The organism is Sphingopyxis sp. UBA6723 (genome assembly GCF_002454115.1).
Classification (GTDB): Bacteria; Pseudomonadota; Alphaproteobacteria; order Sphingomonadales; family Sphingomonadaceae; genus Sphingopyxis.
The window spans coordinates 85,597-98,796 of the sequence record NZ_DKIH01000004.1; the positions used below are offsets into that span (position 1 = coordinate 85,597).

9 protein-coding genes are annotated in these 13,200 nt (G+C 63.4%); 3 read left to right on the top strand and 6 right to left on the bottom strand.

Translation table 11 applies throughout. The annotated features are described in order from the left end of the window. Positions 1-17: 17 nt before the first annotated feature. Positions 18-2,528, bottom strand: a complete 2,511-nt coding sequence (locus tag B4F07_RS02060) for a glycoside hydrolase family 3 protein (RefSeq protein ID WP_293697958.1) — start codon at positions 2,526-2,528, stop codon at positions 18-20. 178 nt (positions 2,529-2,706) lie between these two features. On the opposite strand from B4F07_RS02060, the gene B4F07_RS02065 reads away from it, so the two are divergent. Then, positions 2,707-3,708: a LacI family DNA-binding transcriptional regulator gene (locus tag B4F07_RS02065; protein ID WP_293704503.1), complete on the top strand. Its 1,002-nt coding sequence runs from the start codon at positions 2,707-2,709 to the stop codon at positions 3,706-3,708. A 21-nt stretch (positions 3,709-3,729) separates the two neighbouring features. On the opposite strand, the gene B4F07_RS02070 is transcribed toward B4F07_RS02065, so the two are convergent. The 5 genes from B4F07_RS02070 to leuC form a co-directional block, all read right to left on the bottom strand. Further along, positions 3,730-4,935 carry a glycoside hydrolase family 6 protein gene (locus tag B4F07_RS02070; RefSeq protein ID WP_293697956.1) on the bottom strand — a complete coding sequence of 402 codons (1,206 nt, stop codon included), beginning with the start codon at positions 4,933-4,935 and terminating at the stop codon, positions 3,730-3,732. Positions 4,936-5,183: 248 nt separating this feature from the next. Beyond that, complete coding sequence (locus B4F07_RS02075) at positions 5,184-5,987, bottom strand: helix-turn-helix transcriptional regulator (protein ID WP_293697954.1); 804 nt, start codon at positions 5,985-5,987, stop codon at positions 5,184-5,186. 26 nt (positions 5,988-6,013) lie between these two features. Continuing rightward, complete coding sequence (locus B4F07_RS02080) at positions 6,014-6,916, bottom strand: alpha/beta fold hydrolase (RefSeq protein ID WP_293697952.1); 903 nt, start codon at positions 6,914-6,916, stop codon at positions 6,014-6,016. Next, positions 6,900-7,529, bottom strand: coding sequence for a 3-isopropylmalate dehydratase small subunit (gene leuD / locus B4F07_RS02085; protein ID WP_293697950.1), 630 nt, complete (start codon positions 7,527-7,529; stop codon positions 6,900-6,902). Before leuD ends, B4F07_RS02080 begins: the two co-directional genes overlap by 17 nt. Continuing rightward, on the bottom strand, positions 7,529-8,965 hold the full coding sequence (gene leuC, locus B4F07_RS02090; RefSeq protein WP_293697948.1) for a 3-isopropylmalate dehydratase large subunit: 1,437 nt from the start codon (positions 8,963-8,965) through the stop codon (positions 7,529-7,531). Before leuC ends, leuD begins: the two co-directional genes overlap by 1 nt. A gap of 101 nt (positions 8,966-9,066) precedes the next feature. Between leuC and B4F07_RS02095 the strand changes: the two genes are divergently transcribed. After that, complete coding sequence (locus B4F07_RS02095; protein ID WP_293697946.1) at positions 9,067-9,987, top strand: LysR family transcriptional regulator; 921 nt, start codon at positions 9,067-9,069, stop codon at positions 9,985-9,987. Between the two features lie 179 nt (positions 9,988-10,166). Next, on the top strand, positions 10,167-13,175 hold the full coding sequence (locus B4F07_RS02100) for a TonB-dependent receptor plug domain-containing protein (protein ID WP_293697944.1): 3,009 nt from the start codon (positions 10,167-10,169) through the stop codon (positions 13,173-13,175). The last annotated feature ends 25 nt before the right edge of the window (positions 13,176-13,200 follow it).

Sequence of the window (13,200 nt, forward strand, 5' to 3'; positions counted from 1 at the left end):
CTCCCTAATTTGTCTTCTTATTTGCATGCAAGCTGTGGTCCCGACGGCGAGACGACCCGCGCCGAGGACAAGGTAATGTCGAGACTGCCGGCGGTTGCGAACGTCAGCGGCATCTCGACGCGGGCCATGTCGACCCCGGCCTTTTCAAAGCAGCGCAGCGGGACCGCGATGCGCGTCCATCTGTCCGTCTTCGCCGCTTCGGTGAGCAGGCTGCGCACCGGGATGCCCCCCGCACAGTTCGCGCCGCAGCCCATCAACAGGCTGACGTCGGCGGACGGGGCCGCGTTGACCTTCATCTCGAGTTCGAGCGCCAGGTCACCGTTGGTCTGACGGGTCAGGTCGGCGGGCGTGTCCTGAGCGATGGTCGCGACGGCATGCCCTGCCCCCGTCCAGCGAAGACGTACCGAATCCTCCTGCGCGGTGCGGTCGGCGGGGCGCGCCTCGATTAGGTGCGGGCCAGGATTGGTCGATAGCGCGCCAGGCGCACCCAGCAACAGGCGGCGGCCGCTCCCCGGCTTTCCAGCTGCGAACAGCGTGCCGGGATCCTCTATCGCAGCGCTCGCGCGTTGCTCGGGCAGCGGCGCGAGATCGCCCTTGTCGGCAAAAGTCAGGCCGAAGCCATAAGCAAACAGTGGATCATAATTGGCGTCGCCGACGTTGACCGCGGTCTGATCGCTCGACCGGGGCCAGCTATAGGGCAGCTTGCCGCGGAAATCGGCCTTGCCGAACAGCAGGTCCGCCACGCCGCCGCCTTCCGATCCCGGCAGCCAGGCGGCGACGAACGCGTCGGACGTATTGAGGAAGGGATTGACCCACATGGCGCGCCCCGACAGGAAAACCGCAACCGTCGGCACGCCTGCCGCCTTGAGCGAACGCAGCAAGGCCAGGTTTTTAGCGTCGTCATAGCCGACATCGGGACGATCGCCCTGAAATTCGGCATAGGGATCTTCGCCGAATACGACGATCGCGACGTCGGGCTTGCGCGCATAGGTTCCGTCGGCCGAGAGGGTCGCGGTACCGCCGGCGGCCTTGACCGCCTCGTCGATCCCTTCCCAGATCGACTGGGCATTGGGGAAGTCGCTGCGCTTGGTGCCGGTGCCTTGCCAGCTGAGCGTCCAGCCGCCGGTCTGCTTGGTCAGATTGTCGGCGCCGTCGCCCGCGACCAATATGTGGCCACCCGCCTTGAGCGGCAGCAATCCGCCAGCGTTTTTAAGCAGGACGAGCGATTCGCGCACCGCCTCGCGCGCCAGGGCGCGATGCTCCTTGCTCCCGAGCAGTTCGAAACGGCCGCCATAGGGCCGCGACGACGGCTTCCCCGCTTCGAACATTCCGGCGCGGACCTTCACGCGCAGGACACGGCGCACCGCATCATCGAGCCGTGCCATCGGCAGCGTTCCGTTCTGCGCGTGGGAGAGCGTCGTGCGATACAGGTCTTTCCAGCTGTCGGGCGCCATATACATATCGAGCCCGGCGGCCACCGATTGGGGACAATCGGTGGCGGTGCAGCCCGCGACCTGGCCATGGCCATTCCAGTCGCCGACGAGGAAACCGTCGAAATTCCAGCGATCCTTCATCACGCCGGTCATCAGCGACTGATGACCGTGCATCTTGACGCCGTTCCAGCTCGAGAAGCTGATCATCACCGACTGCACGCCGGCATCGAGCGCGGGAAGATAGGGCGGGCTGAACAGGTCGCGGAGTTGCGCTTCGGGCATCACGGCGTCGCCCTGATCCTTGCCGCCGCTGGTGCCGCCATCGCCCAGGAAATGTTTTGCGGTGGCGACGATACGCGGCCCGCGCAGCCAGTCCTTGTCGCCGATCCTGCCCTGCAAACCTTCGATCAGCGGCGCAGCATAGCTGGTCGCGATTTCGGGGGTCTCGCCAAAACCCTCGTAGGTACGGCCCCAGCGGTCGTCGCGGACGACGGCCAGCGTCGGGGCAAAGGTCCAGTCGAGCCCGGTGACCCGCATCTCGATTGCGGTTGCCGCACCGATGCGGCGGATGAGGTCGGGATTCCGCGCCGCGCCCAGCCCGATGTTGTGCGGAAACAGCGTCGCGCCGACGACATTGTTGTGGCCATGGACCGCGTCGCTGCCCCAAATCACCGGGATTCTGGGCAGCGTGCCATGACGTTTCATCGACGCGGCGTAAAAGGCGTCCGCGGCGGCCAGCCAGTCCTTCGCCGGCGCATTATAGCGGCCGCCCGGATCCGAATTGCCGCCGTTGAGCACCGAGCCGAGATGATAGCGATAAACGTCGTCGGGCGTGACGCTGGCGATGTCGGCCTGGATGATCTGGCCGACCTTCTGCTCGATCGACATCGCGGCCAGCAGCGCGTCCACCCGGTGTTCCACCGCCGGATCGGCAACAACCGTCGCTGCGCGCGCGGGCCAATTTTCGGGTGTGGCCAGTGCATTCATTGCCGCGTCAGCCGTTTGGGCGGCGGCGCGTTCGATAAAATTGGGGGCAAGGAGCGCGACGAGCGACGTCGCCCCCAGCGCCAAGACTGCTGCGCGTGACAGACTCAATTCCCTCTCCCTAATTATGTCAACGTTTACCGTTTTGTCGGTCAACGTTTACCGTCGATTCTCGACAGAAGTCAATAGAGGCGCTAAAGGGGAAGCGTGTGACGCGGCAGCAACGCCGCAAGATGAGCTACCTGGTTGATCGGAGAGGGAAATTTCGAAACGATCAACGATCGTCGATATTGCGCGGGTCGCCGGGGTCACCCCCAAGACCGTGTCGCGCGCGCTCAACGACGCCCCGCACGTCAGCGAAGCTGTACGCCGCAAGGTCAAGGAGGCCGCGGCCGCGCTCGACTATCATCCCAACCTCGCCGCGCAGAGCCTGATCGCGCGGCGATCGTACCTGATTGGTCTGACCTACGAACGCCCTAGCCCGAGCTATGTCGTCGAACTCCAGAATGGCGCGCTCGGCCGCCTTGAGAACGAGCGCTATCGTCTCGTCGTGCTTCCTTTCAATCATGTCGCCAGTCGCCCCGAGGAACTTGGCAAGCTGCTCCTGCGCGCCGGGCTCGACGGGGTGCTGCTGGCACCACCCGCATGCGACCAGCCGGTGCTGCTCGACATGATCGAACGGCAAAGACTTCCTTACGCTCGTATCACGCCGCACAGCGACCTCGACCGCGGGCTGGTGGTTGCGATGGACGAGGTCGCGGCAGGCCATACGGTTGCCACACATATCCTGTCGCTCGGGCATCGACGCGTCGGGATCATTCTGGGCGACCCGTCCCACGCCGCAAGCCGCGGGCGACTGGAAGGCTATCGGCAGGCATTTGACGAAGCGGGGGTTGCGATCGACGATTCGCTCGTCGGCACGGGCGACTTCACCTACGACGTCGGTTACCGGGTCGCGCGAGAGCTCTTGGACGGCCCGCTCCGCCCCACCGCGATCCTTGCCCAGAACGACGACATGGCGGTCGCGGCGATTGCAGCGGCGCGCGACTTTGGTCTTTCCGTTCCGCAAGATCTCTCGGTCGCAGGGTTCGACAATTCGGAAGTGTCGCGAACCGCCTGGCCGCCGCTCACTACCGTCCATCAACCCGTGCGCGAAATGGCATGGGACGCGGCCAACCGGCTCATTGCCATGCTCGATGCGGACACCGATGGCGACGCGCCGCGCCGCCGCGACCATCTGCACGAATTGCTCGTTCGCGCTTCAACCGCCCCGCCCTCCTCGACCGGATAATCAAAGTCGCGATAGTGCCGCCTATCGATCCTGTGAGATCGGCGGGTTCGCAAATTCGATCAATTCGCGCGCCTGTTCCGGAAACCAAGACCCCGCCGACGGTGCTATCAGCCCGCGCTCTGGATCCGCCGGACCACCGCGTCCGCGATGGCATTGGCCATCCGATTCCCCGGGAATCTTGATCCACAGCAGCGCATCGACATAGGGGCTGCCCGTTTCAAGCGTAGGTTGGCGACCCAGCCCCCGGTTTGGCGGGTTGCACCAGACTTCGGCATCCGAATATTTGCCGACCGGCGGATGCCAGGACCCTCTGCCGTTGCGGCTGGTATCGATCACCGCATGCTTCTGCGATACCGGATCGCGTCGCAGCCCTGCCTGCTTGAACAAGCTATCATATGCTGTGTCGGTCGCGCCCCATGTCCTATGATCCTTGAAATCGGCAGGCGCATATTGGCTGGGACAGTCGCGCGGGTCGATGCCACCGCGCGTGACCAGTGCGATGCAATCGCTGACCCAGCGCGCATAAGGAACGACGCGCGCGTCGCTTTCGAAATTGGACACATTGAGGAAGAACCCTGTCGCACGGGCGACGTCCGCGCTGATCAAGCGACTTGCGGCTTCACCCGGCGCGAGCCAACTGCTCCCGGTTCCGTCGAGATACAAGCGCACATTGGGCAAAGCGGCGAGGATCGCGACCGCCCCGCGTAGTTGCTCGTATCGACGATCAGACGCGCGACTATCTTGTTCTTGAGGCTGGCAATGTTCGACCGTTCCGTCGAGCGTCCGGTGCCAGGGTATGATGCCCAGGCCATCAGGTTCCAGAATGACGATGGCTTGACGCTTGCCGATGCCGGCGGCGAAACCCTTGACCCACGCAAGATAAGCCGCGCTGTCCGACGCACCGCCGGCCGAATAGAGCGCACAGTCCCGGAACGGAATGTTGTACGCAACAAGAACCGGAACCTGCCTCGCAGCCGTAGCACGATCGACGATATCGCGAACCTTGGCTTCCACCAGGTCGGGCGTCTCACCGGCGAACCATGACGCCGATGCGATGCGGGACAATAAAAGGGCGTCGTGCCGCGATTGACCTTCTAGCCTCGCCGCGGCCTGAGACGTCGTGCTTTCGGGATCGACAAAAATGCCCACGCTGCGAGGCGTCTCACCCGACGCCGGTGCGCATAACGCGGCAAATGAAAGAGCGGTCCCTAGTGCAAAGCCCTTCATGATCCCCCCAGTATAAAGTCTTCACATCCAATGAGCCGAAGCAAAGCTGGCAGCTCTATCATCGCGCGCAACCGCACCTCACGACAAGCACGATTTCTTCTTTCCAAGCCAAACAAAATCCGGGCTAAGCCATATAGACTGAATGGCTGGCTTCAGATCGCGTCAGATACGCTCGAACGGCCTAGAACAGGCGCCTAGCTGCCGATCCACTCTTCCGTTTCCCCTGACCGCAAGCTGACTGACAGCGGTCAGGAATCACCCCGAATGATGAGGTCGTCAGGATCGTCAAGGCTAACCGCGAACGTCTTTTCGCGCTGCCGCACTTCCGTCGGCGTCATTCCAAAACGTCGCGCGAAGGCGCGGGTGAAGCTCGCGTTGCTGTGATACCCGCAGCGATATCCGATGCTGGAAATCGGCAGGTCGCTAAGCGTCAGCAGCGAGTGCGCATTGGCCAATCGCCTCTCGCTCACCGCCTCGGCGACTGTGCATTTGTACATTTCGCGAAAGCCTTTAGTGAGCTTTGCTTTACCAAGTCCCGAGCGCCGCGCGACATCGGCAACGGTCAACGACTCCTGCCAGCTTTCGCTGACCAATTGGTGCGCAGCGGCGACGCGCTTTGCATCGACTAGGCTCAGCGTCGTCCTGCCATGATATTCGACCATCTCACGCTGTTCGAGAGCACCGAACAACCGGCAGAGCAACTCCATGCTGCGCGCGACGCGCAACATGCTGCCCACCTCGCTTTCCCCCTCGACCGCCACCAGCGCTCGGCCCAGCTCGCGCAGATCGGCGGCGAGATACCAGCTCCCTGTCACGCTCGGCAACAGGCCGAACATGCGGAGACATGCAGGGCGGCTGATCGCTAAGAGGAGAATGTGGCTGATTGCGCCTTCACTGACATTATCGGCCGCCAAAACACTGACCGCCGGCTCGCCCATGTCACCAAACCCGATGACGATCGGCTCGGGTGGCAGGCAAGCCGTATCCAGCGCGCCGCGCCCCACGAAACTCGTGAATTCCGCCGATACGATGGTGGCGCGCTTGTGGATCATCGATTCTGCCAGCCTCCCCGCAGCCACTAGGGTTCAGAGAGAAACGCGTCCAGTTCCGTCAGCAACAATCCGGGCACCTCTTCCTGTGGACTGTGGCCGCTGGGCAGCGCGCGGCCGCGCGTGTCGACGGCCTTCGATTGCCAGCTTGCCATGACGTCGAAGAGCGTTCCGACCGTGCCATATTCGCCCCACAACAAAAGCAGCGGCGCCTCGATCCGACGATCGACGTCGGCGGCGTCATGATCAAGGTCGATGCTCGCCGCCGCACGATAATCTTCGCAGATCGCGTGGCGCGTCGCCGGATCGCGGTAGCAGCGGCGATACTCGGCAACCACGCGCGGATCGAGCGCGCCATCGATCTTGACCTGCCCGGCAAGATGACGGTCGAGAAAATGGTCGGGGTCGGCCGCGATCATCCGTTCGGGCAGGTCGAACGGCTGAATCAGGAAAAACCACCAGAAATAGCGTGTTGCGAACTCACGGTTCGTCTCTGCGTACATCGTCGCGGTGGGCGCGATATCGAGCAGGACGAGCCGCGCAACGCGGTCCGGATGATCGAGCGCCATGCGGTGCGCGACACGCGCGCCGCGATCGTGGGCGACGACATCGAAGCGGTCGAACCCGAGCGCGGCCATCACCGCGATCTGGTCAGCCGCCATCGCGCGCTTCGAATAATTCGCGTGCGCCGGATCGCCCGGCAGCTTTTCGCTGTCGCCATAACCGCGCAGATCGGTTGCGACGACGGTGAAGCGTCTTGCAAGATCCGGCCCAACCTTGTGCCAGGTCAGATGCGTCTGCGGATGGCCGTGGAGCAGCAGCAGCGGCGGCCCCGCCCCGCCAACCGCGGTACGGATGCGCACGCCGCCTGCGTCGATGTCCTGCCAGCGGAAACCGGGCATAAGATCGGGATATTCAGGTCTCATGCTCATCACTGTCGGCACCCATAAGCCAGGGCTTGCGACCGAGATAGGCCTTCTCGAACGCGCGGATGCGCTCGGCGTGCCTCAGCGTCTCACCGATCCGGTCGAGCCCTAGCATCAGCGCCTGCCGCGTCGCGGGATCGATGTCGAAACCGGCGGCATAGCCACCCATCTCGATGCGCTGTGTTTCCAGATCAACGGTCATATCCCCTGCGCCCTCGTCGAGCTCTGCCGTGAGAGCCGCGATTTCCGTCGTGGGCAGCGACAGGAGAAGCAGCCCGTTGTTCGCGGCATTGTCAGCGAAAATCGCGCCATAGGAGGAGCCGATGATGCCGCGGATGCCATATTGCAGCATCCCCCACACCGCATGTTCGCGCGACGAGCCACAGCCGAAATTGGGTCCGACGATCAGGAACCGCGTCTCCGCCATGTCGGCGCGGTTGAGAATGAAATCGCGTCGCACCGCGCCATCTTCATCGAAACGAAGATCATGGAAGAGGCCGATCGCCAGCCCCGAACGGTCGATCCCCTTCAGATAGGCTTTTGGCATGATGACATCGGTATCGATATTGGCGGCGGGCATCGCGGCGGCGCGGCCCGACAGCCGGATGAAACGCTCCATCAGGAAATATCCTCTGCCGCGAGCACTCGTACATCGGCGAGCCTTCCGGTGACCGCTGCTGCCGCGACCATCGCAGGGCTCATCAGATGCGTGCGGCCGCCAATGCCCTGCCGCCCCTCGAAATTGCGGTTGGTGCTTGATGCGCAGCGCTCTCCCGGCGCAAGGCTGTCGTCGTTCATCGCGAGACAGAGCGAACAGCCCGAGCGGCGCCACTCAAATCCCGCGTCAATGAAGATGCGATCGATTCCTTCCGCCTCGGCGGCACGGCGGACGCCGCTGCTGCCCGGCGATATCATTGCGCGAACCCCCGGCGCGACCCTACGCCCCTTCAATATCCGCGCGGCATCGCGCAAATCGGTCAGGCGGGCATTCGTACACGAGCCGATGAAGGCGCGATCGATCGCGATATCCTGAAGCGGCGTGTGCGGCGCAAGGTCCATATAGGCCATCGCACGGATCGCGTCGGCGCGGCGCCCGACGGGCAGATCTGTGGGATCGGGGACCGCACCGGTGATCGCGAGCGACTGATCCGGGCTCGTCCCCCAGCTCACCATCGGCGGAATGTCGATGGCATCGAATGCAACTTCCTTGTCGAAGCGCGCGCCGGGATCGCTGCGTAGCGTCCGCCAATCGGCGCGCGCAAGCGCGAGCATTTCTGTCGACGGCGCGCGCGGACAGCCGGAGATATAATCGACAACCTTGTCGTCGGGCGCCATCAGCGCGACCCGCGCGCCGCATTCGACCGCCATGTTGCAGATCGTCATGCGCGCTTCGACACCCAGCGCGTCGATCGCCTGACCGGCGAATTCGACGGCATGGCCGGTCGCGCCGTCGGCGCCGATCCGCCGGATCACGTCCATGATCAGATCCTTTGCGGTGACGCCGGGCGCCAGCGTCCCGTCGATCGTGATCCGCATCGTTTTGAGTCGGCGATAGACGAGCGTCTGCGTCGCAAGCAGATGTTCGATGTCTGACGTGCCGATACCGAAACCGACGACGCCGAACGCGCCGTACGTGGTCGAATGGCTGTCACCCGCGGCGATCACCATGCCCGGCAGTACCAAGCCAAGCTCGGGCATGACGACATGCTCGATCCCTTGCCGCGGGTCGAACAGGTCGAAAATTTCAATGCCAAAATCGCGGCCATTCTCGCCCAGATATTCGATCTGCCGCCGCGCGCCGTCGTCAAGCTCGCCCGCCGCGCGGTCAGGGTTGGTCGAGTTGACATGATCGACGACCCCCAGCGACGCGGCAGGGCGCCAGGCGGCTCGTCCGGCAGCACGGAGACCGCTGAACGCTTGGGGGCTTGTATATTCGTTCAGCACCGTCCTATCGATATAGAGCAACAATCGTTCGCCGGCGCCGCCGGATTCGCCGAAAGACAATATGCGGTGATCGTCGACGATCTTGTCATAGAGCGTTTTTGGCGCCGACATTCTTCATACCCTTCTGCGGTTTCGCGGGCAGGGATTACCGTCAGCGGTTCGGACGAAGCCAATGCCGGGACAGTATCAATTGATGCGACGAGTGGAATCAAATGGATATCATGTGGCTCGAGGACTTCATCAAGTTAGCGGATGAAGGCAATTTTTCCCGCGCAGCCGAAGCGCGCAACCTCACCCAGCCGGCTTTCAGCCGTCGTATCCGCGCGCTCGAGGACTGGGTGGGTGCGACGCTCGTCGATCGCGATACCCACCGCATCGCGTTGACCGAGGCCGGGCAGGCCTTTCGCGTCCTCGCCGAAGAAATCATGCGGCGCCTCACGCTGGGCCGCGACCATGTCCGCGAAATCGGCGGCACGCTGAGCAACGAAATCCGTTTCGCATCGACGCACGCGCTGTCGACGACCTTTTTTCCAGCCTGGCTCCGCAGCCTGCACGACGGGCAGGAGGCGGGCACGATCACGCTGATCGCCGACCATATGGTCGCTTGCGAACGCTTCATGCTCGAAGGCAAGGCCGATTTCCTGCTCTGCCATCATCATACCGCCGCGCAGCATAGGCTCGATCCAGCGGGCTTTGCCTCGCTTCCGCTGGGAGAAGATGTGCTGATGCCGGTGACCGCGCCGCTCGGCGACGGCGCCCCCACGCACGTCCTGCCGGGCAGCGCCGACCAGCCACTCCCCTATCTGGAGTTCGAGGAAAAGTCGGGCATGGGCCGCATCTTGCAGGCGGCGCAGGTGATTTCGGCAGGTTCGGCGTCACTGCGCACCGTGTTCCGATCGCATATGGCAACCGCGCTGCTGTCGATGGCGCGCGACGGGCGCGGGGTCTGCTGGGCGCCGCTCAGCGTCGCCGCCGCAGACCTCGAAAGCGGCCGTCTCGTCTCGGCGGGCGATGCCCGCTGGCACGTCCCGATCGAAATCCGCATCTACAAACCGATCGCGCGGCGGAGCCCGAGCGTCGAGGCCTTCTGGACGATGCTTAAGAATCGCTTGAAGGCCGAAGCCGCCCTGTAGGACGCCAGTATGGCGACGCGCACTGCGCAACAATGCTGCGCAGATGCCGCTCACGCCGCACGAATGATTCTATGTCGAACCGGCATTGGGATCGATGTCCGCATGTCCATAGACAGGCTGGACCCTAGCACTAACCGACGAACGGACGGTTCTGGCAGGGTTAAGGGCGGAGAAAAAACATGATCCAGGGACCGGCAACGGCAGCCAAGAGCGGCCAGCTCAAAATTTCCACGTCGCTTTTCGCCATCGCGCTGTGCGCGAGCTTGGCAGGCACCGCACAGGCTCAGGACGCCATCGTCGCACCGGCCGATGAACAGGCCATAGAGGGTGGAAGTGACATCGTTGTGACCGGGTCGCGCATCGGTCGCCCCGTCCTCGACCTGCCGACACCCGTCGGCGTCGTGACCTCGGAAGCCCTCGACAATAACAATGCCCAGTTCGACATTGGCCGCGCGCTCGCGCAGCAGCCGTCGATCGGCTTTTCGGGCAGCATGCAGCAAAGCCAGCAGACCGGCGCTTCGGGGTCGCGCGGCGAAAACAGCGGCGGCCTCGCCCTCGTCGACCTGCGCAGCCTCGGGTCGAACCGCACTCTCGTGCTTGTCAACGGCAAGCGCCGCGTCGCGGGCGCCACTGACAGCACCGCCATCGACCTCAATTCGATCAATCCCAATCTGATCGAGCGCATCGAGGTCATTACCGGCGGTGCATCGGCGATCTACGGCTCCGATGCCGTTTCGGGCGTGGTCAACATCATCACCAAGGATGATTTCGACGGGTTTCGCCTGTCGTTTAACGGCTCGCAGCCCGCGCGCGGCTCGGAAGGGCTGACCTATGGCGCCAGCCTCATCGCCGGGATGAATTTCGGCGATGGCCGCGGTAACATCACGGTGGCTGGTGATTATACGAAGGTCAAAGAACTGACGCCGCGCCAGGCCGATATGAAAAATTATGTCGCGATGCTCAATCCTGCCGACACGGGTCCGGACGACGGTATCCCCGACATGATCGTCGTCCCCGGCGGCGAGGCGCTGCGCTTCTCGGGCTATGGCGTTGTGGGCTTCGGCAACGATACCGGCGGCCTTGGTCGCTTTGTGTTCAACGACGACGGCACCGCCCGCCCCTTCCCGACGCCCAGTCTGACCGACGGTAGCCTGTTCGGCATTTTCGACAATTGCGGCGTCGCCTGCTTCCGCTTCGACGATTCGATTTCGATCGTTCCCGATATCGAAAGATACAACCTCAACCTTAGTGCGCATTATGATTTCAGTGACAGCGTGCGCGGCTATTTCGGCGTCGATTACAACAATACCTCGAGCTATGGCCGCGGCCAGCCGGTGATCCGCTCGGGCGCTGCGATCAACATCGCCCAAAACGCCTTCCTCAATCAGGACTTCCGTCAACGTCTTCTCGCAGCGGGGGCGACGACCTTGCGCCTCGACCGTCTCTATACCGACGTTGGCCTGCGCTTCAGCCAGGTTGATCGCAACAGCCTGTCATTCGTCGGCGGCTTCAAGGGAGAGTTCGAAACGGGTTTTGCCGATCTTCGCTATGATGTTTACGGCACCTATGGTCGCACCAAGGCGAAGTTCATCGGCTACAACCGCCTCGTCGTTCCCAATTTCCTCGCCGCACTCGACGCAGTGGTCGATCCCGCGTCCGGGCTGATCCGATGCCGCGCCGACGTTCCCGCGCTGCAGCCGGTCGGCTATGTGCGCCCGAATATCCAGGGCAGCGCACCCTGCGCTCCATTCAACCCCTTTGGATCGACCGCCAGCTCGCCGGAAGCCCGCAACTTCGTCAAGACGACGACCGTGTCGGAGGCATTCATCCGCCAGACGACCGCGGGCTTTTCACTTGCGGGCGATACCGAAAAATTCCTGACCATGCCGGGCGGCGGTGCCGTCGGCTTCGCTCTCGGCGCCGAATATCGCAAGGAGCGCAATGGCCGCACGACCGACCCGCTGGTCAAGGCGGGCCTGACCAACCAGGCGGCAACGCAGGATTATGAAGGCGGCTACGACGTTACCGAATTTTTCGGCGAGCTCAGCATCCCGATCCTGACCGACATGCCCTTCTTTGAATTGCTGTCGATCGAGGGCGCAGTGCGCCACGCCGATTACAGCCATGCCGGACAAGCGACGTCGTGGAAAGCAGGCGCGATCTGGGAGCCCACCGACGGCCTGCGCCTGCGCGCAACGATCAGTCGCGCCATCCGCGCCCCGAACATCTTCGAGGCTTTCCGTCCGAGCGAAGGGCAGACGACGAATGTCAATGACCCCTGCGCCCAGACCAACCTTGGCCTCAACCCCAACCGCGCCGCAAACTGCGCCGCGCTCGGGCGCCCGGCCGGGTTCACGCCGCTGAACGGCGGGGTCGGGGTCCCCTTCATCGTGTCGGGCAACCAGGATCTCAGCCCCGAAGTGTCGGACAGCTGGACTGCCGGCATTGTCCTGACGCCCAACTTCCTGCCCGGCCTCCAGATTTCGGCCGACTGGTTTAACATCGAAATCGACGATGCGATCAGTTTCCTCAGTCCCCAGCAGATCGCCGAAAACTGCGTCGATCGCGCCGGTGGCCCCGATCTCGACCTCTGCTCGCTCATCACGCGCGAGTCGAATACCGCCAGCCCAAACTTCTTTGGCATCACGACGGGCAACAGCACCTATGTGAACACGTCGAAGCTAGAAACGTCCGGACTCGACACGCAGTTATTCTATGCGCTTCCACTCGGCGGCGGGCGTATCTCGACGAACCTCGCCTTCACCTATCTGCACCGCCTGCGGACCTATACTTTCCAATCGCGGCCGGACCTGTTTACGGTGCTCGAAGGCTTTTACGGTTACCCGAAATACAAGGGCGTCGTCGGCCTGACCTACAGCAACGGCCCGCTGACACTCGGCTGGCAGGGTCGCTATCAGTCGAGCCAGGCACTGACCGACATCTCGCCGGGGATCAGTCGCGAACTGCTGTCGCCCGACCGCACGGGATCGCGTTTCTACAACGACATCTCGGCATCCTACACGCTGTCGATGAACGGCAGACAGGAGGCCAAATTCTCGTTCGGGGTCACCAACCTGTTCAACGAAAAGCTGCCGGTGATGGAATCGGTGCAGGTCATCGATCCGTCGGGTGGCGGTTTCGAACAGTTCGGGCCCGTCATCCGCGCCGGGCTCGAAGTGAATTTCTGATCCGGGTTCCGGCAGATGAGGCCCG

Bases quoted from the DNA above. Each gene is read 5' to 3' on its own strand.
- B4F07_RS02070 (WP_293697956.1), bottom strand. From the start codon at position 4,935: ATGAAGGGCTTTGCACTAGGGACCGCTCTTTCATTTGCCGCGTTATGC.
- B4F07_RS02075 (WP_293697954.1), bottom strand. From the start codon at position 5,987: ATGATCCACAAGCGCGCCACCATCGTATCGGCGGAATTCACGAGTTTC.
- B4F07_RS02080 (WP_293697952.1), bottom strand. From the start codon at position 6,916: ATGAGCATGAGACCTGAATATCCCGATCTTATGCCCGGTTTCCGCTGG.
- leuD (WP_293697950.1), bottom strand. From the start codon at position 7,529: ATGGAGCGTTTCATCCGGCTGTCGGGCCGCGCCGCCGCGATGCCCGCC.
- leuC (WP_293697948.1), bottom strand. From the start codon at position 8,965: ATGTCGGCGCCAAAAACGCTCTATGACAAGATCGTCGACGATCACCGC.
- B4F07_RS02095 (WP_293697946.1), top strand. From the start codon at position 9,067: ATGGATATCATGTGGCTCGAGGACTTCATCAAGTTAGCGGATGAAGGC.
- B4F07_RS02100 (WP_293697944.1), top strand. From the start codon at position 10,167: ATGATCCAGGGACCGGCAACGGCAGCCAAGAGCGGCCAGCTCAAAATT.